The organism is Microcystis sp. M083S1 (assembly GCF_020246405.1).
Lineage (GTDB): Bacteria > Cyanobacteriota > Cyanobacteriia > Cyanobacteriales > Microcystaceae > Microcystis > Microcystis aeruginosa_C.
Window position 1 is genome coordinate 39,728 of the sequence record NZ_JADBTB010000032.1, and the last position, 26,515, is coordinate 66,242.

19 protein-coding genes are annotated in these 26,515 nt (G+C 44.5%); 11 read left to right on the top strand and 8 right to left on the bottom strand.

All coding sequences use genetic code 11. The features are described 5' to 3' along the window. Window positions 1–242: 242 nt before the first annotated feature. A complete protein-coding gene (gyrB, locus tag IM450_RS03130) occupies window positions 243–2,909 on the top strand; it encodes a DNA topoisomerase (ATP-hydrolyzing) subunit B (RefSeq protein ID WP_287666858.1) in 2,667 nt (888 codons plus the stop codon). Between the two features lie 196 nt (window positions 2,910–3,105). Here gyrB and IM450_RS03135 read toward each other — a convergent pair whose 3' ends face one another. Both IM450_RS03135 and IM450_RS03140 read right to left on the bottom strand, forming a co-directional pair. Then, window positions 3,106–3,435 carry a BrnT family toxin gene (locus IM450_RS03135; RefSeq protein ID WP_287666861.1) on the bottom strand — a complete coding sequence of 110 codons (330 nt, stop codon included), beginning with the start codon at window positions 3,433–3,435 and terminating at the stop codon, window positions 3,106–3,108. Between the two features lie 21 nt (window positions 3,436–3,456). Further along, window positions 3,457–3,993, bottom strand: coding sequence for a deoxycytidylate deaminase (locus IM450_RS03140; RefSeq protein WP_002743086.1), 537 nt, complete (start codon window positions 3,991–3,993; stop codon window positions 3,457–3,459). Window positions 3,994–4,585: 592 nt separating this feature from the next. On the opposite strand from IM450_RS03140, the gene IM450_RS03145 reads away from it, so the two are divergent. The 5 genes from IM450_RS03145 (at window position 4,586) to IM450_RS03165 (ending at window position 8,756) form a co-directional block, all read left to right on the top strand. Continuing rightward, complete coding sequence (locus tag IM450_RS03145) at window positions 4,586–5,314, top strand: energy-coupling factor ABC transporter permease (protein ID WP_149973476.1); 729 nt, start codon at window positions 4,586–4,588, stop codon at window positions 5,312–5,314. A 28-nt stretch (window positions 5,315–5,342) separates the two neighbouring features. Next, a complete protein-coding gene (locus tag IM450_RS03150; protein ID WP_002799903.1) occupies window positions 5,343–5,666 on the top strand; it encodes a PDGLE domain-containing protein in 324 nt (107 codons plus the stop codon). A gap of 118 nt (window positions 5,667–5,784) precedes the next feature. Further along, window positions 5,785–6,558 carry a cobalt ECF transporter T component CbiQ gene (gene cbiQ / locus IM450_RS03155; protein WP_002799904.1) on the top strand — a complete coding sequence of 258 codons (774 nt, stop codon included), beginning with the start codon at window positions 5,785–5,787 and terminating at the stop codon, window positions 6,556–6,558. Window positions 6,559–6,677: 119 nt separating this feature from the next. Further along, the gene (locus IM450_RS03160; RefSeq protein ID WP_287666867.1) at window positions 6,678–7,454 is read left to right on the top strand and encodes an energy-coupling factor ABC transporter ATP-binding protein; all 777 of its coding nucleotides are present in this window, start codon (window positions 6,678–6,680) and stop codon (window positions 7,452–7,454) included. 111 nt (window positions 7,455–7,565) lie between these two features. Continuing rightward, the gene (locus tag IM450_RS03165) at window positions 7,566–8,756 is read left to right on the top strand and encodes a HEAT repeat domain-containing protein (protein WP_287666870.1); all 1,191 of its coding nucleotides are present in this window, start codon (window positions 7,566–7,568) and stop codon (window positions 8,754–8,756) included. A gap of 382 nt (window positions 8,757–9,138) precedes the next feature. Here IM450_RS03165 and IM450_RS03170 read toward each other — a convergent pair whose 3' ends face one another. The 5 genes from IM450_RS03170 to IM450_RS03190 form a co-directional block, all read right to left on the bottom strand. After that, the gene (locus IM450_RS03170) at window positions 9,139–11,379 is read right to left on the bottom strand and encodes a glycoside hydrolase (protein WP_002799907.1); all 2,241 of its coding nucleotides are present in this window, start codon (window positions 11,377–11,379) and stop codon (window positions 9,139–9,141) included. A 225-nt stretch (window positions 11,380–11,604) separates the two neighbouring features. Continuing rightward, entirely contained in the window at window positions 11,605–12,297 is a 693-nt protein-coding gene (locus IM450_RS03175; RefSeq protein WP_287666873.1) for a pirin family protein, read from the bottom strand. 141 nt (window positions 12,298–12,438) lie between these two features. Beyond that, window positions 12,439–12,933 carry a hypothetical protein gene (locus IM450_RS03180; RefSeq protein WP_287666875.1) on the bottom strand — a complete coding sequence of 165 codons (495 nt, stop codon included), beginning with the start codon at window positions 12,931–12,933 and terminating at the stop codon, window positions 12,439–12,441. Window positions 12,934–12,980: 47 nt separating this feature from the next. Then, window positions 12,981–14,642 carry a purple acid phosphatase family protein gene (locus IM450_RS03185; RefSeq protein WP_287666878.1) on the bottom strand — a complete coding sequence of 554 codons (1,662 nt, stop codon included), beginning with the start codon at window positions 14,640–14,642 and terminating at the stop codon, window positions 12,981–12,983. Between the two features lie 76 nt (window positions 14,643–14,718). Then, window positions 14,719–16,461: an ABC transporter ATP-binding protein gene (locus IM450_RS03190; protein ID WP_002799912.1), complete on the bottom strand. Its 1,743-nt coding sequence runs from the start codon at window positions 16,459–16,461 to the stop codon at window positions 14,719–14,721. A 1,257-nt stretch (window positions 16,462–17,718) separates the two neighbouring features. On the opposite strand from IM450_RS03190, the gene IM450_RS03195 reads away from it, so the two are divergent. From IM450_RS03195 to IM450_RS03210, 4 genes are all read left to right on the top strand, one after another. Next, the gene (locus IM450_RS03195) at window positions 17,719–19,041 is read left to right on the top strand and encodes a CmpA/NrtA family ABC transporter substrate-binding protein (protein ID WP_159297524.1); all 1,323 of its coding nucleotides are present in this window, start codon (window positions 17,719–17,721) and stop codon (window positions 19,039–19,041) included. Between the two features lie 144 nt (window positions 19,042–19,185). After that, the gene (ntrB, locus tag IM450_RS03200; protein ID WP_002773094.1) at window positions 19,186–20,013 is read left to right on the top strand and encodes a nitrate ABC transporter permease; all 828 of its coding nucleotides are present in this window, start codon (window positions 19,186–19,188) and stop codon (window positions 20,011–20,013) included. A gap of 133 nt (window positions 20,014–20,146) precedes the next feature. Beyond that, window positions 20,147–22,153, top strand: coding sequence for an ABC transporter ATP-binding/substrate-binding protein (locus tag IM450_RS03205; RefSeq protein WP_287666882.1), 2,007 nt, complete (start codon window positions 20,147–20,149; stop codon window positions 22,151–22,153). A gap of 273 nt (window positions 22,154–22,426) precedes the next feature. Continuing rightward, window positions 22,427–23,425 carry a nitrate ABC transporter ATP-binding protein gene (locus IM450_RS03210; protein ID WP_287666884.1) on the top strand — a complete coding sequence of 333 codons (999 nt, stop codon included), beginning with the start codon at window positions 22,427–22,429 and terminating at the stop codon, window positions 23,423–23,425. 270 nt (window positions 23,426–23,695) lie between these two features. Here the strand turns inward: IM450_RS03210 and IM450_RS03215 are convergent, their stop codons facing one another. Then, window positions 23,696–24,322, bottom strand: coding sequence for a DUF2301 domain-containing membrane protein (locus tag IM450_RS03215; protein ID WP_002799919.1), 627 nt, complete (start codon window positions 24,320–24,322; stop codon window positions 23,696–23,698). 244 nt (window positions 24,323–24,566) lie between these two features. Here IM450_RS03215 and thiO point away from each other — a divergent pair, with 244 nt between their 5' ends. Beyond that, window positions 24,567–26,498: a glycine oxidase ThiO gene (gene thiO / locus IM450_RS03220; RefSeq protein WP_287666887.1), complete on the top strand. Its 1,932-nt coding sequence runs from the start codon at window positions 24,567–24,569 to the stop codon at window positions 26,496–26,498. Window positions 26,499–26,515: the final 17 nt, after the last annotated feature.

A 26,515-nucleotide genomic window follows, 5' to 3' on the forward strand; every position in this document is an offset into this window, starting at 1 on the left:
TCAACCCTACCCTTAGTCCTCCCTTGATAAGGGTGGTGTCTGATAATTTTTAACGCCTACCTACTTAGGAGATGGCTTTTATTTATTCTCCCCCCACACCCCACACCCCACACCCCAACCCTAATAAAAAATTCTCCCTAAAGGCATTTAAGCAGTCTTTAACCCTTATGTGCTACAATTTTTGAAGATTTTGCCATTCATTTAGGTTCAATCAGGGATCACAGCCTTTTCAGGGAAATTTTATGACAAGTAACTACGGCGCGGAACAGATACAAGTTCTCGAAGGGTTAGAACCAGTCAGGAAGCGGCCGGGGATGTATATCGGTACGACCGGGCCGCGGGGACTACATCATTTAGTCTATGAAGTGGTGGACAACTCGATCGATGAGGCCCTAGCGGGTTACTGTACTCATATCGAAGTGGATATCAAGGCCGATGGTTCCGTCAGCGTCACCGACGATGGCCGGGGTATTCCCACCGATGTTCACCCCACCACGGGTAAATCTGCCCTCGAAACCGTTCTCACTATACTTCATGCCGGCGGTAAATTTGGCAGTGGTGGTTATAAAGTGTCGGGAGGGTTACACGGAGTCGGGATTTCCGTCGTTAATGCCCTTTCTGCATGGGTCGATGTCACCGTCTGGCGCGATCATAAAGTACATACCCAACGCTACGAAAGAGGTATCCCCGTCACAGAATTGGTCAGCAGTCCCGGTCAAGAGGAAAAAACGGGAACTAGGGTTAATTTCCTGCCGGATACCGAAATTTTTAGCCAAGGCATCGAATTTGATTACAGTACCCTCTCCGGACGTTTACGAGAACTAGCCTACTTAAATGCCGGTGTTAAAATCACCTTTAGCGATTACCGTCCCGAAGAACCCCACATCGAAACCTATTGTTATGAGGGGGGTATTAAAGAATACGTCGCCTATATGTGTCGGGAAAAAGAAACCCTGCACAAAGATATTATCTATGTATCGGGGGAAAAGAACGGAATTAATATCGAAGTGGCGTTTCAGTGGTGTATAGATGCCTATAGCGACAATATTCTCGGTTTTGCTAATAATATCCGCACCATTGACGGGGGAACTCATCTAGAGGGATTAAAGGCAGTCCTGACCCGTACTTTAAATAATGTTGCTCGTAAACGCAATAAAATTAAAGAAAACGAGCCTAATCTAGCGGGGGAAAACGTCCGCGAGGGTTTAACCGCCGTTATTTCCGTAAAAGTCCCCGAACCGGAATTCGAGGGCCAAACCAAGACCAAATTGGGTAACACCGAAGTCCGGGGTATTGTTGATTCCCTGGTGGGGGAAACTCTCAACGAATACTTAGAACAAAATCCCCAAGTGGCCGACACGATTATCGAAAAAGCAGTACAAGCGTACAAGGCGGCGGAAGCGGCCCGTCGGGCCCGGGACTTAGTACGACGGAAATCGGTCTTGGAATCCTCACCTTTACCTGGTAAATTGGCTGATTGTAGCGAAAGAGACCCAGAAAAGTCAGAAATTTACATCGTCGAAGGGGACAGCGCCGGCGGTTGTTTTCATGGTGATACAGAAATCGCCCTTGTCGATGGACGCAACCTCAGTTTTAAACAGCTAGTGACCGAACAAGCCCAAGGAAAGGAACATTTTTGTTATACCATTCGTGACAATGGCACGATCGGGGTTGAACGAATTATTAATGCCCGCATCACCAAAAAAGACGCAGAAGTAATTAAAATTACTCTCGATCATGGTGAAGCGATTATTTGTACTCCTGACCATCTTTTCCTGTTAAGAGATGGTAGCTATAAACCTGCTGCGGCTTTAACTCCAGAAGATGCTTTAATGCCTTTGTATCGGAAATTGTCCGCTCTTCATGACCCCGGAATCACCATTAGCGGTTATGAAATGGTCTGGAATCCCGCTTCCGATTCTTGGTTGTTCACTCATGCGATCGCTGATTGGTATAATCGTTGGCAGGGAATTAACACAATCAAGAAAACTTACTATCAAAAAACCCTAGCGACCTTAAAGCAAATTGAGATCGATCGAGGTTATATTGATTTGGAAGCTTATCAAAAATATCGGCTTCAGACGCGGGATAAATCAATATTGCGATTTGATTCTTTTTGTGATCGCTACTTTGATGGTGATAAAAATAAAGCCTTAGAAGCGGTGGCTAATTACAATCATCGAGTTGTGGCGATCGAGCGATTAGAAACAAGATTCGATGTCTATGATATCGAGGTTCCTCATACCCATAACTTTGCCCTTGCTTCCGGCGTTTTCGTCCATAACAGTGCCAAACAGGGGCGTGATCGTCGTTTTCAAGCGATTCTACCTCTGCGGGGAAAAATCCTCAATATCGAAAAAACCGATGATGCCAAAATCTACAAAAATACGGAAATTCAATCCTTAATTACCGCCCTCGGTTTAGGGATTAAAGGAGAAGATTTCGATCCCTCACAATTGCGCTATCATCGCATTGTTTTAATGACTGATGCTGATGTGGATGGCGCCCACATCCGAACTTTGTTGTTAACTTTCTTCTATCGTTATCAGAAGAATTTAATTGACCAAGGTTATGTATATATCGCCTGTCCTCCTCTCTATAAATTGGAACGCGGTAAAAATCATTCCTACTGCTATAGCGATCGAGAATTACAGCAAAAGATAGCGGAATTTCCCTCCAATGCTAACTACACAATCCAACGTTTTAAAGGGTTAGGAGAAATGATGCCCCAACAACTTTGGGATACTACTATGAATCCCGAAACTCGCACTTTAAAACGGGTGGAAATCGAAGACGCAGCCAAAGCAGAGGAATTATTTACCATTCTTATGGGCGATCGAGTTGCCCCCCGGCGAGAATTTATCGAAACCCACGGACCGCGTTTAAATCTTACGGATTTGGACATTTAAACGGTAACTTGGGGCTGTGTTAGTCTAGGCTAATACAGCCCCCGATAAAATCCCTAAATCCAGTTACTAATCGGAGGGTTAGGGATTCAAGGAACCCGGGGCGCATTCCAGAACTTCATCGAAAAAATCAGCCGGCAGCGGTGGATTATCGGGGTCTTCTAGGGCGTTTTTGGCAATTTCCGCCTCACTCATCCCTTTAACTTTCTCCCAGTTCGTTTTGCCTTTCAAATTCGCCCACTGTTCGCGGGTGACTCTGGTAATATGTTCTTCGTTCACGGTTGTTGGCCCTCCTAGCACTAATTATTCGACGAACCGAGCCACGCCATGTATAAACCACCACCAAAACGATATTATCGATTGTACCCACTAGAATCACTCGAATTTCGCCGTAATTCTGACGGGTATCCACGCGCTCAATTATTGGACCCCTAAAAATCGCTTCCAGGTCGGCGAAATCTATGCCGTGTTTTTCTATATTAGCCTGACGCTTATTTTCATCCCACTCGAAAAGTTGCGGGGTCGTCATTGATGTCGCCGTTGAGGATAACTACCTGGGATCGATCGAAATGGGATTTAATAAAAATAAGGCCGCATGACTAGCCATTTCTTCTGATAAATAAATCTTTTTATACTTAATAATCCCCGTTTCTAGAAAAGAATCCCTTAAAATGGCTTTTGTCCCACTATTAAAGTCCGCTTCGTAGAAAACTTCCTTAATTCCCGAAGAAATAATTAGTTTTAAACAGGAAATACAGGGTTCTAAGGTAACATAGATACTAGCTCCTTGGGTAGAAATACCGTGTTTAGCCGCTTGAGCGATCGCATTAGCTTCAGCATGAATTGCCCGAGAGGGAATTTCTCCAGATTCTCGACAGGTTCCCAAACCGGGATAACAAAAACCCTGGGCAGTACAATGAACCGTTCCCGATGGGGAACCATTGTACCCCGTAGCTAAAACCTGCCGATCTTTGACAATTACCGCACCGACGGGAAAAGCTAAACAGGTGGATCTGGTGGCGGCTAATTTAGCGATCATTAAAAAATATTCGTCCCAAGTCGGTCTTTTTTCTTCAGAGTTGATCACGGTTTTATACCAAGCTAGAAAAAGCGAAAAAGAGGGAGTTATCTCTGATAGCTTATCATTAGATGACCTCTAAACCAATTACAATTAAAGCATCACCCCCACCAGCAATCCCATGGCCAATAGCGACAAGTAAACCAGCTAGTACACCGAATCAAGCAACAGTTTTAAGCTGATTCATCTTTATTTATCTTAGGAAGTGGCAGGTAGAGGAGATGTGGGGGGGACATTTCAGTTATCAGTGATCAGTTTAGCTTAATGTTACTTAAAACTCAGTGGTTAATAGTCACCAGCCTCTTCTAACTGCTCACTGCTCACTGATTAATGCCTAGCATAAAAACGACAAAAAACTCGAAAGTTAATAATAATTTAAATAATTTGACTGCTTGAGAATAATTGAGATTTTGGCCGATAGCTAAACCCTGACAACCAGAAAAATAACAGAAATTCTTAAGAAGCCAAAGGGGTTAAATCCCCAGAGAGAGCATTGTAGAATGAAGCGGTTAGTTATCTACTAGAAGAGAGGACTTTTCCGTCCCAGCCAAACAATTCTCTTGAAATCTTTAACCCAAATTGCCAAGGAGACTGAGTTTTAATGTCTGTTAATTTTCTAGGAGTTGGTTTGTTTCACCCTCTGCTGACCCCTTATCTCGCCCTCCATATTCCTGACGGCTTTTTGAGTCCATCGGTGAGTCTATTTACTTGGATAATTGCCGTCGTCCTGATTAGCTTTTCTCTCAAAAAAGTGCGCGGTCACTACGCTGAACGGGCTGTACCTTTGATGGGAGTTTGTGCCGCCTTCATTTTTGCCGCCCAGATGATTAATTTTCCCATTCCGGGGGGAACCTCCGGACATTTGTTAGGGGGGACTCTCGCGGGGGTTTTACTCGGTCCCTGGGCGGGTTCTCTGGTGATGGCGGTGGTTTTTATTGTTCAAGCTTTATTTTTTCAAGATGGCGGTTTAACGGTTTTAGGGGCAAATATCGTCAATATGGGTCTGATCGGGACTTTTGGCGGTTATTATCTCTATCTGGGGATTAGAAAAGCCCTCGGTTTTCATAGTTGGCGCAGTATGGCGATCGCAGTTGCCGTCGCTGCTTGGACAAGTGTGGTGGTAGCCGCGTTGTTTTGCGCCCTGCAATTGGCTTTATCGGGGACTGTACCGCCTTTAGTCGCCCTTTTTGCCATGTTATCTTGGCATATCCTCATCGGTATCGGGGAAGCGGTGATTACCGTTTTCGCTGTCGGTTATATCTGGCGAACTCGTCCCGATCTCCTCTACGATCCGCCCCATTCCGTTAATACTTCTGTTTCCCCTTCCTAAGCTTCTCGTCAATAAAGCAATTAATTCGATGAATATTCGCAGAAATAGCCAATTTTTTCTGATTGGTCTGGTATGCTCCCTAATTGTTGCCGTTTTTCTTTCTCCCTTTGCCAGTCCCGATCCCGACGGACTCGATCGAGTGGCGGAAGACTTGCAATTTAGCCAAAAAGAAGACCCCAACGCCCTCGGTAATCAATTACCCTTCGCCCGAATTTTTGATGGTTATGCCCTCAAAGGTGTTCCCGAAGGTGTCGCCACTCCCCTCGCAGGTTTTCTGGGAACTCTTGCCACTTTCGGCATCGCTTGGGGTATCGGTAAATTAGTGATTCCAAAATCCCAAAATCAGGAGTAAGGAATCAGGAGTCGGGAGTGGGGCATTTAGCTGAAATTTCCCCAAATCCCTAAACCCCTAAACCCCTAAATCCCCTTTCTAACTGATAACTGATCACTGATAATTGATCACTGAATAAATGCTACACATTGCCACTTTTTTTCGCGAAAATGAGTGCCAAAATTGCGGTTTTTGGCAGAAACTCGCGCCCCATACCCGGGTTTTAGTGACTCTTTTGTTAGTTTTTGCCACAGCCTTAACTCCTAATGGTAGCTGGGAAACTTGGGGGATTTACGGATTAGGATTAATTATTTTAATTCTGATCAGTCGGGTGACTATTCTTGTACTTTTACGAAGAGTAGCGATCGAATTTGTCTTTATCGGTGTGGTTTTATTGGGAACTCTTTTTCGCGATGGCGGGGAAATTCTTTGGTCTTGGGGATTTTTGCGGATAACTAGCGCGGGATTGCTGGTTTTAGGCAGTGTAGCCCTAAAAGCTTTTCTCTGTCTTTGTACGGTCAATATTCTGGTTTTAACCACAGCGATTCCCGACCTGTTGCAAGCCTTAGTTACCCTGAAAACTCCCCCTTTATTGGTGGCAATTTTGGCTTCTATGTACCGTTATCTAGCTGTTTTGATCGCTGAATTTAATTCCATGCGAAGGGCAGCAATTGCGCGTAATTTAATGAGTAGTCCCCGATGGCAACGGTTGCTAGTGGGACACATGATCGGCGCTTTATTTATCCGTACCTACGAACGTGGCGATCGCATTTATCAAGCCATGTTATCGAGGGGTTACACCGGTTCCTTGCCTTCTATACGGGTTCCCCAAAGCAAGCTGAACGATTATCTCGCTATAATTTGCACAGTAATTCTGATCCTCTGGGGTCAAATGGTACATCTACTCAGTTAACACTCCCGTTGCCTAAACTTGAAGCTAGATTGACAACCTGTTGCAAAAAAAGCCGTCCTCCGCTACGCTAAAGGACGGGGAACCTTAAACCCAATTTTTCGGTAAAAGTCTCGTTTTTCATGCACCACAACCCGATTTTTATTGAAAACCTAGTTTATACCTATCCTGACGGCACAGAAGCGTTAAAAGGTATTAATTTAGCCATTGAAGCTACGGAAAAGGTGGCTTTGGTAGGGGCCAATGGATCGGGAAAATCCACCTTATTACTGCATTTTAACGGTATTCTCCCGCCGCAAACCGGTAGAATCACCGTCGGTCCGTACCAAGTTAAACCGGAGAATTTAGAAAATATCCGCAATTTTGTCGGTTTAGTCTTCCAAAACCCCGACGATCAGCTATTTATGCCCACTGTCTGGGAAGATGTGACTTTTGGACCGATGAATCAGGGTATTCGGGGAGAGGATTTAAACCATCGCTGTCATCATGCTTTACACGCGGTGGGATTGGATTCCCAGCATTACGGTAAGAGAAACAGTCAGAATCTATCGGGGGGTGAAAAAAAACGCGTGGCTATTGCGGGGGTTTTAGCCATGTTGCCGCAGGTATTAGTTTTTGATGAACCTAGCGCCCAACTGGATCCCCGGTCTCGTCGGCAATTAATACAACTGTTGGCCACTTTACCCCAAACTCAAGTGATCGCCACCCATGATCTCGATCTGGCTTTAGAACTATGCGATCGCACGGTGGTTTTAAGTCGTGGTCAGGTGGTGGGAGAGGGAGAAACCGCTAAGATTTTAAGTAATCGGGAATTTTTGGAAGAACACGACCTGGAAACACCCCTTTGTTATAGTCGTCCCTACTGTGCGATCGCTGATGCCCCCTATACTGATGTCTGATGCACAATTTGGAGATTTATTATCGGTTTCTTGCATTATGAGAGAGGACAAAAGCGAGAAAGTCTGACATTCTTAGGATAGGTAGCACGAAAATCGAGGCCATTTCTCACGATGCAAGCTCTGCTAGAAAAAGCTCAGATAGCGTTGAATAAAAAGGACTGGGAGACAGTAAACGCCAGCATACAGCGACTTTTAAACCAAAAAGATGCGATTGAACCGATTATTAACGATGAAATCCTCGATTTAGCCCTAGAAGCCTTACAAAAATGCGATTTTCAACAGCGATGGGAGATAGCTAAACTATTTCCTCAAATCGGTCAACCGGCGATCGCTCCTTTAATTGCCCTGTTAGAATCCGAGGAACAAGATGGGGAAATGCGCTGGTTTCTGGCGAGAATTCTCAGTCAATTTGATGATCGAGCCTGTATTCTCGCTCTCAGTCAATTATTGCAAAGATCGGAGGAGGAGGAACTCAGCCAAATGGCTGCGGCTGCTTTAGCTAATATCGGCAGTTCTGCGATCTCTAGTTTAGGACAATTACTGTCCGACTCGAACAGGCGTTTTTTAGCCGTACAAGCTTTATCACAAATTCGCCGGCCAGAAATTATCGAACCGCTTTTAACCGTAGTTAAGGATGAATCTAGCGCCATTCGGTCCATGGCGATCGAAGCTTTAAGCAGTTTTCACCATCCCCAGATTACTGCGATTATCCTCGATGCTTTACAGGATCCAGCCATCGAGGTGCGACGGGAAGCAATTAAAGCTAGTAGTTACCTAGGGACGAATTATCCCCAAGCAGATTTAGTTAACCATCTGCAACCGCTGTTATTCGATATCCACCTTGAGATCTGTCAAGAAACTGCGATCGCTCTCGGTCGTATCGGCACAGCAACCTCAGCCAAAGCTTTAAATCCACTGCTGCAATCTTCCTTAACTCCCGATAGTTTAAAATTAACTGTAGTACGAGCCTTGGGCTGGATCGAGGACGGAGAAGCTTTAAATTACCTAGAAAAAGCTTTATATAGCGAAAATGTCTTGATTTGTCGGGAAATTATCGCTATTCTCGGCCGGCAAACCTGCCAGAAATTACGCCGACAAGCAGGGGAAATTCTCGGTAATTTTTATCACTCCCGTCCTGCGATCCTCGGTGATACAGGAGTTAAACAGTCTCTAGCGATCGCTTTAGGAGAATTAGATCGGGATAATAAAAGTATTTTGCTGACTTTAGCAGCCGATGGGGAGGCGATTGTCCGTCTCCATGCTCTCAGCGCCCTGAAAAAGCTAGATCATGGGACTATATAGCTAATTTACCGCTGCACAGATGTGGTGAATTTGTCAGTGATCCGCATCCATTTCCCCAAGGATAGCGTTTAATTTCTCCTGCGCTTCTTAAGCAAATTGGGCATTAATGGAAAAATTGAGGCTCTCTTATTCTTTGTGTGATAAGTTTAACTTATATATTAGTGATCGATCTTTGTGTCCTTTGTGTCTCTGTGGTTCGTTCCACTCACTGCCCCAAGACTGTATCTTAGAATACATTTTAGCCACCAAACCTAAGAGAGCCATCTATCTGATTAGTTAAAGCTAAAACATATCTTTCTACTATTACTGATCACTTACTAATAAATGATTCTAGCTGATAGCTGATAACTAAAAAACTGATTACTGATCACTGATCACTGATTTAAGGTCTTTGCAGGAAGATTAATTCTTCAACGGGGAGGAAATCATAGTATTGACCTTGATTGGCTAAAACTGCGATTAAATGGAGACGAGCATCGGGTTCAATGTGTAATCCTTCCCAGGGGACAGCAATTTCCAAACATTGATTAAAAGAAGCTTTGGCACTACTAGGAACTCGTTGCCAAGTAAAATATTCTTGAGCGAATTCTAACCAAGTAAATTCCGTGATTAAATTTATTCCTAGATGATGATGATAACCGTAATCGAGGGGCGATCGAGGGGGAATATCTGTTAGGGGAATTGGACTTTGCAGACGATGCACTTCATCATAATACCAATATAAATGCACTTCAGGCGGGATATCTTTGCCTAATTCTGCCCCCGGTTTCCAATCGAAACGCAGATAAAAATTGAGGTGATCCCAACCGAAAAAGAGTCTTTGCACTAAGGAAGTTCGGTGCATTGTACCACTGGAGCCGCCAATTTCGATCCGTCCAGCTTTATCCCAATCCTGTTCGTCCCCAAAACCGTCGATAATGGGGTGAATGAAAGCCATCGGACGATTACTTTGTTTATCCCCGTGTTCTTCCACCGGTTCGAGCAAATAGGAGGGAATTGGCTCATTTAAAGCTTGATAAAGAGTGATCAGGTGTTCGCGGAAAAGTTGATCAAAAATTGCGTCATGATTGGAAGAATGGCCATAACCAAACCACCAAAACCAATCGGAACCTTCCGCTGCATACAATGCTTCCCACGCGTCGGGGTTATTATCTTCCGTCGCTTCCGGGTGATTAGCGAGGGTTTGACGGGCTAAAATTAGATATTCCCAAGCTTTATTTTTAGCGGGATCGCCGATCCAAGTGGTAAAATTGGCATCGATCCAAGAGCCGCTATGAAGTTGATGGCTGGGGATTTTTGCATTAGCGGGAAAGCGATCGAGATATTCCGAGACGGTGACTAATTCGATCGCTTGGTGGTCGCTTAAAAGTTGATAAAGGTTCTCTAGGAAGGGTAAACCGTCTTGATGATAGTTTTCCCAACAGTTTTCGCCATCTAGCGCAATGGTAACTAACCAGGGTTTTTCTAGGGTCGTGGTTTCTGCGTTGGTTTTCAGTTGTTCGGCGATCGCTTCTAGGTGTTTAACTAAGTCTGTAGCGGCCTCTTGCGCTTTCATGCCACTATAGCTAAATCCGATCAGATCCGAGAGACGATGATCGCGGAAAACCATCGATAAATTGCCGTTGCTAGTTTCCAGACGGTAGGGACGATAAAGCAATTCCGGTTCGCTAATATTGCCTTTTTCGTCGCGATGAAAGTAATGTCCCAGGGACCAACCTAACACCCCCTCATCGGAACATAACCACTGAAAACCCTGTTTAGCGATTGCGGGGAGAATCGCGGGACTAACGGATTGTTCCGAGGGCCAAAGTCCTCGAGGATGTTTATCAAAGCGATCAATATAGATTTGCCAAGCTTTCTGGAGATGGCGCGAAATATCTTCAGGATAGCGGAAATATTGCCGAGGAAGGGTCATATTCGGCACTGCTACCCGGCCGGCTTCCGAGTTGGCCAGCAGGGGTAAAATTGGATGGGTGTAGGGACTGGTAATGATTTCCAGTTGTCCGGTTTCCTGCATTAACCGGTGTTGCGGCAAGATACGACGCAGAATTTGACGCTGTTTGGAGATAATTCGCTGGCGATCGCTTAAATTGAAATTTTTTCCCTGTTCTAACCAGGCAGCGATTTCCGGGTCACTGTGAAAGATAGGATCGATCCAAGCGAGGTTATGCCAAGCCAAGAGATCGCTATAATCTTGGAGATGCCAATGGCTAATACACCAACTATGACCGTTTTCTTGACGCTGTGCGTATAATTGGGCGTAACGGGGGTGCGGATCGATCAGGGTACGATGGTTAGCATCGAAAAAGTGTTCGAGGATAAAGTGTTTTTGTGCCAGGGTTAATTGCGCTTCCGGGGTGACGGTGAGAGCAAGATAGGGGTCTATAGCTAGTCCGTTGACGTAATCCTCTAATTGCAGGATTAAAGAGGGGACAAGGTTGACAGTTTGATGTAATTTGGGAAAACGTTCTAGAATCAGGATTAAATCGAGATAATCTTTCACCCCATGCAGTCGCACCCAGGGTAAGCGATATTGTCCCGAAGCATCGGTGCGAGTTTGAGATGATTTGTAGAGGGGTTGGTGTTGATGCCAAATAAAAGCGACGTAGAGAGGATAGGCCATGATAATACCGAGGAAAAGTGCATATAACAGGCTTTAAAGCCGTTATATTAGATAATAATGGACAATAAAGCCCATTATAGATTCTTAAAAGTTGATTTCGGTCACTACCATAATCCTATCAACTGGTTTTGAGGGGGTATCGTCTCTTTGTATTTGTTAAAGGATCGGCTCCTCTAGTGGTGATTATTTGCAGTTCAGCAGTAGAATCCCTAATACTTAACCCCACTACCCTAGGTCAAAAAGCAAAATTTCCGAGTCTTCTAGAGATTGAATAGCCAAAGAGGTTTCGTCTCTAATTGCCGCTCCATCCCCCACTTGTAAATACACGCCATTCAGGGTTATTTGCCCTCTAGCCACCTGTAACCAGCCATAACGACCGGTAGCCAAGGAGTGGGTGAGGGACTGGCCTAGGAGCAAAATTCCCGCGTAGAGATTAACGTCTTGATGGACTTTAACCGCGTTGCCAGCACCGGTGGGAGAGGCGATTAATTGTAGGGTATGGGGAGAAAATTCGATCGCTTTTTGTTCATAACTGGGTTCTAGGTTTTTTTGGTCGGGAATAATCCAAATTTGCAGAAGATGGAGGGGATTAGTGGCAGAATGATTAAATTCACTGTGTTTTATCCCTGTTCCCGCGCTCATACGTTGAATTTCACCCTGTCGAATCAGGGAACCTGTGCCGAGACTGTCTTGGTGTTCTAGTTCTCCCTCCAAAACATAGGTTAAAATCTCCATATCCTGGTGTCCGTGGGTGTGAAATCCTTTTCCCCCAATCACTTTATCTTCGTTAATAACTCTGAGACTCCTAAAATTAATCTGTTGGGGATCATAATATTGGGCAAAAGAAAAAGTATGATGGGTATCTAACCAACCATAGTTAGCGTGGCCTCTTTCCTCAGCTTTGCGTATAGTAATCATCAGTTTTCCTCTTTTTTATCTCTATATTCCCAGTCTATAAAATATTGCCAAAGTTGCATATTCTTTAACCGCTTTCGCAGAAACCCTGAAACCGATTATTCTGCAAATGCACCAATTAGGAATTGAGAAAAATACTGGACTTTAAGGTTTTAAATTTCCTCCTCGAATAAACCAAGTAATTGTGGCGCTGGTAAAAGCAGTGATAGCGACAATAGCTATTTGTTTCCAGTTTTTTAATTCCCCAACTTTCTCGATTAAATCGGGAATTTTTTGGGTTAATACTGCTTGGGATTGAATTGTTCCTTCAATTTTAGCCGTGATAATTTTGACTTCCGTGATTTCTTTGTGTAGGTTAATAAATTGCTTGTTATTTTCTTCTCTCAGGGTTTCTAGTTGTTGGCGATTATCTTCCTTTAGCGTATCCATTTGCTTGCGGGTTTCTTCTCGCAGGGAAGTCATTTGCTCGCGGGTTTCTTCTCGCAGGGAAGTCATTTGCTCGCGGGTTTCTTCTCGCAGGGAAGTCATTTGCTCGCGGGTTTCTTCTCGCAGAGAAATCATTTGCTCGCGGTTTTCCTGTCGCATTGCCGAGAGTAAGTCTTTCAATTCTTGAATATCATTGCTGGTAACAGTAGTCATAGAATTAACCCCAAGAGAATCTATTTAACCGGCACTCTTTGATTTTATTATATTTCACCTACGCTAAAAAGGTCAAATTCATCAAATTTAATTACTTCGGAGTCAGGATAACGAGTATCAAAACGATAACTGCTCACGGTTCCTTTTTCTGTATCTAAAATGCTAAAAACCGTCAGATCATTACTGGCAATATAGGGTAAAGGTTGATTAACCCAATCCACTAGAGGAGCAATGTTCGGGATAATTGCTGGTAATCCATTGGGATTACCGATGTCCGCATAATTTCTATCGAGAGGTACAGGACGTTTTTTATCCCCTAAATGAGCGCCATAACTATTACCAACGTTAGAAGATTCGAGAAAATTCATACCCTTAGAACTAAGAAAACGATTCCATAAATGAGAATGACCATAAAAAACCAAATTAACCTTGGCTGATTCTAATAAGGGAATTAGATCACGAATAATATAATCATTTTCTTGGGGATAATCATAACGTACTGATCTAACTTTTCCCGTGGCATCCCGTTCAATTGTCGGCACAGGATCGGTGTAGGGTGGCACGATATTTCCTCCTAGGGTATGGGGAGGATGATGAAACATGACTACTTTATATTTAGCCTCTTGAAATGCTGGACTATTTAACTCTTTTTCTAACCATTGATATTGAGGACTACCCTGAGCAATTGGCTCAAAAATATGCTGACCATAACCCCAGCGTTCGGGTCTATCTAAATCTCTTTGATTTTCGTAATATCTTCCCCTTGTACTGGGTTCTAAATTGGGATTTCTCCAGATATTAGTAACATATAAAACCACTAAACGAATATCGCCAAAGGTGAGAGAATAATATTTATTTTGAGGCAAAGAAAAAATTTCTTCGTAGGTTTCTGTGTTAAAAGCATTATTTTTCAACCATTTTTCATTAATTGCTGCTGTATCCTCTGCTAGTTGTTTAGCAATAAATTGAGGAATAGCATCTTCAAACTGTTCATTTAAACCTGTGGAATTAGAAAATCTGCCCATAACTTCATGATTACCAATAGCAGGAAATAAGGGGGCATTTTGAATAATTTTCCCCCCTTTATAAATAGTCTGAATACCATTCTTGGTAAGAGTATAATTAGCACGACCTTGTAAACAGGGAAAGAATGCCCCACCACGACTATCATCAAACCATTCGGAAGCTCGATCGGGTATATTAACTAAATCTCCTGCTAAAAAAACTGCATCCACCTGTCCAATAGTTTCAATAACTTTTTGTAAATTAGCGGCAGTCATAGGCATTAATTGATGATCGGAAGTGAGCAGAATTTTGAGATTAGTTCCTTTTTTGGGTCTTGGGGTAAGAGTATAAATATCACTTCTAATCGCCCTATTTTCCTGAAAACTGGTGACTTGATAGGGAATCCTTTCCCGCGGATTTAAATCAGTAATTTCGGCCTGATGTCGCCAGATTTCTCGCTCGCTTAAAGATTGATAAGCTTCAAGGGTTCTCGATTTGGCATCTTCTCTAACTCTAGTTAATTTGCTAGTACGAGCGAGGACCATTTTCTCTAGTTTTTCCCCGTAGCGCACCTGATGACCAGTGCCAAAAAATTCCGTAAACCAAATCACTTGTATTGATGTTTCGGTGGGTAATTGTAAAAAAGGTTCGGTTAAAAGTTGATCCTTGTTCATTGTCGCTAAAAGATAACTGCTGTACTGCATTTAAACAGTCTTAAGGAATAATTGAGATAGTCCACAGCTTAACCGGCAATAACTAGCAGATTCCCTATTTTATCGGCTAATCTAAAACCTTAGACTCTAACTGCTGCCGTTGCCAGAGATTTTGATAGACTCCGGGGATTGCGATTAACTCCTCGTGGGTTCCCATCTGGACAATTTCTCCGCGATCCATGACAAAAATGCGATCAGCAGTGGCAGCGGCCAATAATTGATGGGAGATAAAAATCACGGTTTTTTGGCTTTCTTGGGCGAGATTTTCCAAAATAGCCGTGGCCGTTTGATTATCGACGCTAGATAGGGCATCATCAAGGATTAAAATCGGTGCTTGGATGGCTAAAGCGCGCGCTAAAGAGACCCGTTGACGTTGACCCCCAGAAAGAGTAATCCCACGTTCTCCCACTAAAGTTCCGTATTTTTGCGGGAAATTCTCGATTTCCTCCTCAATTCTCGCTTGTTTGGCCGCCGATTTCACTGCTGGAAAATTCAGCAGCGGATCGCCGTAACGGATATTATCTTCGATGGTGGTACTAAATAAAAAACTTTCTTGGGGAACATAAGCGATCGCTTTTCGCAGATCTTCAAGAGCAATTTGAGTCACATCTTGATTATCAATAAATAACTGTCCCTCGGCAATATTCAATAGACGGGGAATAGCGTTAGCAAGGGTAGATTTTCCCGACCTGATCGCACCGACAACCGCTACTGTTTCCCCCGGATTAATGGTAAAAGAAAGAGATTTTAAGGCCGGTTCCCTAGCATCAGGATAGGAAAAAGTCAAGGCTTTGGCGGTAATTTTTCCTTGAATATTTTTTAAGTGAATACAATCGGCATTGTCTTTAATTTTAGCCTCGGCTAACAGGATAGTTTCTAGGCGATCAATACTCACTTCTCCCTGTTGGTAGGCAGTAATAGTAAAACCTAATAAAGCAGTAGGAAAAACTAATCTTTCCGCCAAAATTAACAGAGCAATAAAGTCCCCAATGGTGATATTACCCGCTATAATTTGTCTAGTACCCAGGGCAAGCAAGGCCAATAAACTTACATAGGCTAAAGCTTCAATCAGGGGAAAAAGAAAATTACGAGTCTGGACTAAATCTAAATTAGCCTGTAGTAATTCACGATTTCTTTGCTTAAATGCTAGGCGCTCGTTACCTTCTTGGGCATAGATTTTAATCAGAGTAATACCACTCATATCCTCTTGAATTAAATCGCTCAGATGTGAGAGTTTTTCTTGTACTTTTTTCTGTTGCCGCTGCAGACGACCACTAAATAACTGCACAGCAATTAACATCAAAGGATAGACAGAAATAGCGGCGATTGAAAGGGGAATATGAATCGCTAACATTACGGGCAAAGTTAAACCATAGGCAAAAAAAGTATTAGCCAAACTGAGCAAAGCAAAACCCACCAGACGACGGATATTATCCACATCGCTAGTGGCACGGTTGATTAAATCTCCTGAAGTTTGCCGCGAAAAATAGGCAGGTTCAAGGGTTAATAAATGCTGAAAGATTTTTTGTTTAAGATCGAACTCTACCTGACGACCGATCCCGAATAATAGCACTCTGGAAATCATGCGGATAAACCACATAATCGAGGCTAAAGCGATAATAAAAATCACATAGTAAATGATTTTTTGGAAGTCAAAGGATTTACTTAAATCATCGATGCTATCCCGGATTAAAAGCGGTATATAAACACCCAAAAGATTAACAACAAGCAAAGCAACTACCCCCCAAGTTACTATTTGCCAATGGGGACGTAGATAATTTGCTAGTTTTTTAATGCGAGAATAAGCCATATTCAGTTATCAGTTATCAGTTATCAGTTATCAGTTATCAGTTATCAGTTATCAGTTATCAGTTATCAGTTATCAGTTATCAGTTATCAGTTATCAGTTATCAGTTATCAGTTATCAGTTAGAACAGGGAACAGGTAAAAGGGGGCATAGATAATCAGTGGGTTATTTTTCTCCTTGTCCTGATTTAGTGGCGGTTTAACACTAGAACCACCCTGGGGCGGTTTACCGGGGGGTTTATCAATTTTAGCTTAATAGCCGTCGTTTTTCTGAACCTGTCGTTTTTGTTTGTCCGACATTTAAGTTACCTCTGTTTGATGCTGCCAAAATTCAATCAGCTAAGACGTATTTAAACCGCTTATTCTTAGATTAGCTGAATCTCCCTCAATCCCTTTACTGTTGCCAGAGTGCAAGAGTGCCTCATCTCAACAAGCAATTTAAGTAGGTAGGCGTTAAAAGTTGTCAGATGCCCCCCTTATTAAGGGGGGATTAAAGGGGGGACTAAGGGGGGGATCGGCACCCCCCTTATCAAGGGGGGCAGGGGGGATCGAACCTAAAATCCATTTTTAATTTAATTATAACCAGCTACTTAAATACCCGGGCAGCTTATTACATTTTGGGCGCACGCAGTTCGATAAACTCACTGACCACGATGCGCCCCTACCATTGGCGCAATAATATTATTGTAGGAGCGAATTGCCTTCGCCCTCTTTTAATAACTGCTGCTGGTCATCATAACTGGGAGAGATTCACAAATGTGAGCTGCACCCAACCGATAATCAGTGAACTGCAAACTCAAATCCGATAACTGAGTCAAGATAGCTAAAAATCCCCATCGCTCTGCCATGCGTTTCAGACAAATTTTTATGCTTTTATTACATGACTGGCAATATTTTGTAACAATCTATACGAATTTTCCTGTTGAAGACTGTAAATTTAAGTTAATTGCTTCGGTGATAACCCTGAAATAAACTGATCTTTCTAGCCCAGATGACCAAAAACCGCCCCTATCTATCTATCCACTCCTCAAAACTGTTATGCTTCTAGAAAAAATCTCTTAGACAAAAACTACTGCTAAATCTCCCCAGATGGAGAAGCAAAAGCGATCAAGAGATAAAAATAGTCAAAGCCTCCTTACTGAATCAACAGTTACTTTCAAGAAATTTTCTCGGTTATCACCGCAGTCAGTTAGGGGAAGTAATGAGAATTTTTCACCGTTTCATCACCTTTGTTTAGTTTCTAATCACGATTTTTTAGTCCATGAGTAAACTTTCTAGACGTAGATTTATCTTCACTGCCGGGGCAACTGCCGTAGGAACAGCAATTCTCCACGGTTGCGCCACTCCCAATAATACCGCAACCAGTCCCTCCCCGGCCGGCAGTCCTGCCGCTTCCCCCGCTGCCGGTGGAGAAACTCCCGAAGTCACCACCGCTAAATTAGGTTTTATTGCCCTCACCGACGCTGCCCCCTTAATTATCGCCAAGGAAAAAGGTTTATTCGCTAAACACGGGATGCCCGATGTGCAAGTGATGAAACAAGCCTCTTGGGCTGCAACCCGGGATAACCTCGAATTAGGTTCGGCGGGTAACGGTATCGACGGGTCCCACATCCTCAGCCCCATGCCCTACCTAATGACCTTGGGCAAAATCACCAAACAGCCCGTACCGATGTATATTCTGGCGCGTTTGAATACCAACGGTCAGGCGATATCGATCTCCAAATCCCACGCGGATTTAAAACTCGACCTCGACAGTTCTAAACTCAAAGAAACCCTCACCAAAGCGAAATCTGCCGGCAAAGAAATGAAAGCTGCCGTCACCTTTCCGGGGGGCAACCACGACCTGTTCATGCGTTACTGGCTATCTGCGGGCGGCATCGATCCCAATAATGACATCTCCCTCATCGTCGTTCCCCCGCCGCAGATGGTGGCCAATATGAAAGTCGGCACCATGGACGCGTTCTGTGTCGGCGAACCGTGGAACGCCCAAATCGTCTCCAAAGGCCTCGGGTACACTGCCCTGATCACCGGAGAATTCTGGAAGGATCACCCCGAAAAAGCCTTCGCTTTACGCGCCGATTGGGTGGATAAAAATCCCAAAGCGGCAAAAGCTTTAACTATGGCTGTTCTAGAAGCGCAGCAATGGTGCAACGATCCCGCTAATGTTAAGGAAATGTGCGAGATTATTTCAGGACGGGAATGGCTGAAAATTGACCCCGCCGATATCTTGGGAAGAATGCAAGGTAATATCGATTTCGGTGATGGTCGCAAAATCGAAAATAGCCCCGTAGCCATGAAATTCTGGGCTGATAACGCTTCCTACCCCTACAAGAGTCATGATACTTGGTTTGTGACTGAAGACATCCGTTGGGGCTATATTCCCGCCGATACGGACATCAAAGCTTTAGTTGATAAGGTTAACCGGGAAGATATCTGGAGAGAAGCCGCCACAGCCCTCAATGTTCCGGCTGATCAAATTCCCACCTCTACCTCTCGCGGTGTGGAAACTTTCTTTGATGGCGTGAAATTTGATCCCGAAAATCCCCAAGCTTACCTGAAATCTCTCAAGATTAAAAAGGTTTAAATCAGTGTTCAGTGATCAGTAACCAGTCAACAGTTAAAGATGATTTGCTCATAACTGGTAATTAATAACTGATAACTGATCACTGATGCTGATCACTGATAACTGAACCACTGATAACTGATAACTGATAACTGATAACTGATTATGGCTGTTTCTATTTCTCGTCGTTCTCAAGGTTCAAAATGGGTAAAAGACCTGAAAAAAAAATTACCCAAACTAGCAACTTCGGCTATTGCTTTATTAATTTTCCTTCTCATCTGGCAAATTCTCTGTTTTAGTCCTGATGCTCCCCTCCCTAGTCCCACTAAAGTGGTTAGCGATACCTGGGAATTAATTATTAATCCCTTTTTCAATAATGGTGGCACGGATGTGGGGTTATTCTGGCAAATTTTCGCTAGTTTACAACGGGTGGCCGTCGGTTTTACCCTTGCCGCTATTGTCGGCATTGCCGTAGGAATTTTAATCGGTAGTAGCGCCCTAGTTTATGATGCGATCGATCCGATTTTCCAAATCCTGCGTACCGTTCCCCCCCTAGCTTGGCTACCCATCTCCCTAGCGGCTTTTCGTAATAACGAACCTAGTGCCATATTTGTAATTTTTATTACAGCAATTTGGCCAATTATTATTAACACAGCCGTGGGAGTACAACAGGTTCCCCAAGACTATAAAAACGTCTCTAGAGTGCTAAAATTATCCAAAGTTGAATATTTTTTCAATATTCTTTTTCCCGCCACCGTTCCCTACGTTTTCACGGGATTAAGAATCGGTATCGGTTTATCTTGGTTGGCAATTGTAGCGGCGGAAATGCTGATCGGTGGCGTGGGAATTGGCTTCTTTATCTGGGATGCTTGGAATAGTTCCATGATCAGTGAAATTATCCTCGCCCTGATTTATGTGGGTATTGTTGGTTTCCTACTCGATCGCCTCATGGCCTACATCGCTAAATTAGTTGTACCCGAAGAAAATAAATAGGGTTTGCGGCAAAAAGTTTTTCGGTGGGGGCAGGGTGTGGGGAGCTTTTTAAGTAAACAGTAAACAGTAAACTAAAAACTCACATCTGATAACTGATAACTGATAACTGATAACTGATAACTGATAACTGAAAATGTCTGCATTTATTGAAGTCGATCACATTGATAAGGTTTTCCCTCTCCCCGATGGCCGTCAATATATCGCCCTAAAAAATATCGATCTCAGCGTTACTCAAGGGGAATTTATCTCTTTAATCGGTCACTCCGGTTGCGGGAAATCCACCCTCTTAAATATGGTCGCTGGACTCGATCGCCCGACGGTGGGAGGGGTGATTTTAGAGGGAAAAGAAATTAAAGGTCCCGGTCCCGATCGCATGGTGGTGTTCCAGAATTATTCGCTGCTGCCCTGGTTAACCGTCCGGGAAAATATCGCCCTAGGAGTTAACCGCGTGCTGCGTCATCTACCGGCTGCTGAACGCAAAAGTGTCATCGAACATAGTATCGATATGGTACACCTGCGCCATGCCGCCAACAAACGACCGGGAGAATTATCGGGAGGCATGAAACAACGGGTAGCGATCGCCCGCGCCCTAGCCCTACGGCCAAAAGTTCTGCTACTCGATGAACCCTTTGGGGCGCTGGATGCGTTAACCAGAGGCAATTTACAGGAACGTTTGATGGAAATCGTCGAAGAAAGCCACGTTACCTGTATCATGGTCACGCACGATGTGGATGAAGCCCTATTACTATCCGATCGAGTGGTGATGTTAACCACCGGTCCAGAGGCCCATATCGGTCAGATTCTCGATGTTCCCATTCCCCGGCCCCGGCATCGTTTAGAAGTAGTTAACCACCCCAGTTACTACTCCCTCCGTAACGAGATCGTTTATTTCCTCAACCAACAGAAGCGATCGAAGAAAGTCGGTCAACCCACCGCTCCGGTGACGGTGATCGGCCAAGCTACCCGACTGAAAACCAATCCTATCATCGGTTTTATCCCCCTCACCGATTGCGCCCCGATTATTATCGCCAAAGAGAAAGGTTTCTTCGCCGAGGAAGGATTAGAGGATGTTATCCTGCAACGGGAACCCAACTGGAAAGCGCTCGCCCAAGGAGTGGCTACCGGTCGTCTCGATGCAGCCCAGATGGTGGCGGGAATGCCCCTCAGCATGACCATTGGAGCCGGCAATAAGCCCTCTGTCCCCGTGATTAGTGCTTTGGTACTCAGTCGCAACGGTAACGCCATCACCCTCAGCAATAAATACAGGGAATTGGGGGTAGAAAAACTGGAGGACTTAAAGGGGGCCCTCCTGCAAAGTCCCGACCAAATCGCCACTTTCGGCATGGTTCACCCCGCCTCCATGCACAATCTACTGTTACGCTACTGGTTAGCTAGTGGCGGCATCGATCCCGATAGTGATGTCAATTTAGCCGTAATTCCGCCGCCTCAAATGGTTTCCTTACTAAAAGCGGGTAAGATCGACGGTTATTGTGTGGGGGAACCCTGGAACTCCTACGCCGTTCACGAAAAATTAGGCTACGTTATCGCCACCGATCTTGATATTTGGCCCGGACACCAAGAAAAAGTTCTCGGAGTCAAGGAAACTTGGGCAGCGAAACATCCCGAAACCCATATCGCCATGGTGAAAGCTTTAATTAAAGCCTGCGAATACTGCGATGATCAGCGTAATCGAGAAGATATCGTTAATATTCTCAGTCAGCCCCAGTATGTGGGCGTGGATAGCGCAATTATCCGCCCCGGTTTTCTCGATGGTTACGATCGCGGTTTAGGAACTGCCCCTGAACCCCTATTCCGATTTAATCAGTTTTACGTCGATCAAGCTAACTGTCCGGGCCGGAGTGAGGCCCTATGGACCCTAACTCAGCTTGCTCGTTGGGGTTACGCACCGTTCCCCCGCAACTGGGTGGAAGTGATTGAACGCGTCCGTCGTCCCGATCTGTTTGGCGAAGCTTGCCGGTCCCTGGGTCTTCCCGATTTGGAACCCGATCGCCACAGTTTCGCCCTCTTTGATCATCTTATTTTCAATCCCGACGATCCGATCGGCTATCTGGAACGTTTCTCGATCCGTCGCGATTATCGCGTCTCAGAAGTTCTCCTCGATGATCCCGTCGCTAATTAAGGTTGGCTGAATAAATCTAAAAACCTTGTTGGGTAAAACTTTTAGACTTTTTGGCAATCAAAAAGTACGAGATATGGGAGTGATCGGGGGGAAAATCCCTGGACTTTTTCCCTGAAAATTAGGTAATTGACCAGATGAAAATCTCTAAAACCCCACACCCCACACCCCACACCCCACACCCCACACCCCACACCCCACGAAAAACTTTTTCAGCAGACCCGAATTAATGGTTGTGGTGGGCTTTGCTCACCTTAAAATAAATCTAGGACGAATATGCAAACTTTTACCGATAAGACCGTGAATTCCAGCACCACCACCCAGCCTTTTTTATTAGTTAGTAATGTTGCCAAAGAATACCCCTCCCCCGAAGGGGTTTACACCGTTTTAGACGGTGTGGAGCTGCAAGTCAATGAGGGGGAATTTGTCTGCATTATCGGTCACTCCGGCTGCGGTAAATCGACCCTTTTAAATATGGTGGCGGGGTTTTCTTCTCCTAGTCGTGGGCAAGTGCTGCTACAGGATAAAGAGGTTAAGGAACCAGGACCAGACCGGATGATGGTATTCCAAAATTATTCGCTTTTGCCCTGGAAAACTGCCTTTGAGAACGTTTATATCGGGGTTAATTCCGTTTATCCCGAAAAATCTCAGGCTGAGAAGGTGAAGATCGTGGAAGAAAATCTATCCTTAGTGGGATTGACAGAAGCAGCCCAGAAAAAACCCCCCCAATTATCGGGAGGTATGAAACAACGGGTTGCGATCGCCCGCGCCCTGGCCATTCGTCCCCAAGTCCTCATCCTCGATGAACCCTTTGGGGCCTTAGATGCGATCACTAAAGAGGAATTACAGGAAGAATTGCTGAAAATCTGGCAAGAAAACCAGTTAACCGTGTTGATGATTACCCACGATATCGATGAGGCTTTGTTCTTGTGCGATCGCTTGGTGATGATGACCAACGGCCCAAGCGCTAAAATCGGTGAGGTGTTAAAGATGCCTTTTGCTCGTCCCCGGGTTCGTTCCCAAATTACCGAGGATCCCCGTTACTACGAACTCCGCAATGAAGCTCTCGATTTCCTCTACAATCGTTTTGCCCATTCGGAAGATCCTAACGAGGATGCCCCCGAACAACCCCGCACAGAAAATCTCGTGGGTAAAATTGTTACTGCTATTGGTGGCATAGCTTTACTCGCTTTTGTCGGTTTTAGTCTGATACAAATGTTCACCAGCAAGACTGCCAATACTGCTAATCCGGCTACCATCGAGGACTCCAGATAAGTAACAGTTATCAGTTATCAGATTTGAGTTTTAAGTGACAGTATTAAATATAAGTTTCTTACTATCTTTTCACTGATTACTGCTTACTGTTTACTGATTACTGACCAAGAATAAACCAGAAAGAGACAAAGAACAAAAAGCTGAAACCCGATCAGTTTAACTTATATAGTAGTGATCGATCTTTGTGTCCTTTGTGTCTGGAGTGGTTCGTTCCACTCACTCGCCCGCAAGACTGTATCTTAGAATGGATTTTAATCTCTGGAGAGTGAGTCAATGATTAAGATGTTCAAAGACTGATTTATCACCGATATCGTTGGGGAGAGGTTGGCTTAACTTTCCCAGAGCAAAGATAACAAATAAAGTCGCCCAGAGAATTAATAGCCCCTTTTCCCAATTTAAGGGCAATATCCCCAAAAGATGACCGAGTAAAAGGCTGGGAACTAGAGGGGTTAAAAACTTGGTTTCTAGACGATTAAAACAAAAAGCTTCTTTGAAATAAATCCCCGTGAGACTAGCAAAAATAAAGCCCACACCGAATAAACTCACCGGATGGTTATAGACAAATTCTAGGGGAGAAAGTTGATAATAAAGGCTGAAAATTAGGGAAGTAATCGCCCCAATTAGCCAAAAAACTTGCAGGAGACGATGGAGGGGAATTAAATAAATATGGATAGTCAATAAACTGATGCCTAACCCCAGACAAAAACCCATGTATAAAAGGTTGGTCAGGGGCAGTAATTGCGGTCGGCTGAGAACTATAATTGTAGCGACAGCGAAACTAAAAGCCGCTAAATTTAACCCCAGACGGTAGAGACGCACGCCTAGGCGATCGCTATCCGTAATCGTAAACTCTCCGAATTGACCTTGATAAACTCGATCGACAGCAGGGGAAGTCATTATGCTCTAAAGAAAAAGGGAAGCTTAGAAAAGATTGACTACAAATCATCTTAAGCTTAAATTATGCCAGTAGCCTCACTTCTCCCCCCTCTCGGCCAACCATTTGGGAGTTTAGTAGTCAATCAAGCTAAAAATTATGATTAATTGGTATAAAAAAACTATATATGTTATTTTAATACGTTTTTCTTTTTCTAACTTCTGATTCCTTGTCATTTCAGTAATTATTGTTGGTGCCAGAGACTTTATGAACTCAACTAGCGAAATTTTGATCCTAGGCGGTGGTATCATCGGATTAGCGATCGCCGTCGATCTGCAATTGCGCGGGGCAAAAGTTACCCTCCTAGTTCGAGATATAGCTCAGGCCGCTAGTCGTGCGGCTGCGGGAATGTTGGCCCCCCACGCGGAGGGGATTCCCCCGGGTCCGTTTCTCGATCTTTGTCGGCAATCGCGCTGGCTATATCCGGAGTGGAGCCGCAAAATCGAGGATTTAACGGGGATAAACAGCGGTTACTATCCCTGTGGTATTCTTGCTCCCGTTTACGAGCTAGATCAGCCCGTTACTACCGAGGAAGTTAATAAAATTTGGTTAGACAGCAATGCAGTTCATCTCTACCAACCCGGACTAGGTAAAGATGTGGTCGGTGGTTGGTGGTATCCCGACGATGGACAAGTGGACAACCGGCAGCTAGTGACTGCGCTGCAACAAGCGGCCGAAAATTTAGGGGTAGAAATTCGCCAAGGCATAGAAGTCCACGCCATACAGCAAAAGCAGGGAAAAGTCAAGAGTATTTATACTTCAATTGGGGAATTAGAAGCAAAAATTTACATTTTAGCGGCGGGATCCTGGACGAGTCAACTTTTACCCCTCCCTATCCATCCCGTCAAAGGTCAAATGGCCGCAGTAAAAATGCCCCCTAACCAGACCTTAGCTAGGGTTTTATTCGGTCCGCAAACCTATCTAGTTCCCCGTCGCAATGGTCGTTTAATTATCGGGGCCACTTCCGAAACAGTGGCCTGGCAAACGGGTAATACACCCCAAGGACTACAAACCCTTTTTGAGCGGGCCACCCGTCTCTATCCCCCTTTAGCTGACTGGGAAATCGAGGAAATGTGGTGGGGATTCCGTCCGGGTACAGCGGATGAATTACCCATTTTAGGCCGCAGTAGCTGTGATAACCTGATTTTAGCCACCGGTCACTATCGCAATGGCATTTTACTCGCTCCTGTCACTGCTTCCTTAATTGCTGACCTGGTGATTAATGACAAAGTTAATCCCATTTTGACCCATTTTAGCTGCGATCGCTTTAAGCGACCATCACCCCTTACTATTCCACCTATGTCCTTAACTATTATTGAGAATAAACCCCAAGCACTTTTATCGCCCCAGAATGATAGTCTCACCATTGCCGGGAAAACCTTTCACTCCCGCTTGATGACTGGGACTGGCAAATATGCCAATCTGACGACTATGCAGGAAAGTATTACTGCCAGTGAATGTCAGATCGTCACCGTCGCCGTTAGACGAGTACAAACGAACGCACCCGGTCATGAGGGATTAGCAGCGGCGATCGATTGGTCGAAAATCTGGATGTTACCCAACACTGCCGGTTGTCAAACGGCCGAAGAAGCGATTCGGGTGGCCCGTTTAGGGCGAGAAATGGCCAAATTATTGGGACAGGAAGACAATAACTTTATTAAACTCGAAGTTATTCCCGATCCTAAATATTTATTACCCGATCCGATCGGAACTTTGCAAGCGGCGGAACAATTAGTTAAAGAAGGTTTTGCCGTACTGCCCTATATTAACGCCGATCCTCTCTTGGCCAAACGTTTAGAGGAAGCTGGCTGCGCCACGGTTATGCCCCTAGGATCGCCGATTGGGTCGGGACAGGGCCTGAAAAATGAGGCAAATATCGCGATTATCATCGAATCGGCCAAAATTCCCGTGGTGGTAGATGCCGGGATCGGTACACCCTCAGAAGCGGCCCGGGCCATGGAAATGGGTGCGGATGCTTTATTAATTAACAGTGCGATCGCTATGGCGGCCAATCCAGCTATGATGGCCCAAGCCATGGCAATGGCGGCAAAAGCGGGACGTTTAGCCTATTTAGCGGGAAGAATGCCGATTAAGTCCTATGCTAGTCCTAGTTCCCCCTTGACGGGAACGATCGCCTAACCAGGTGATCTATCGAA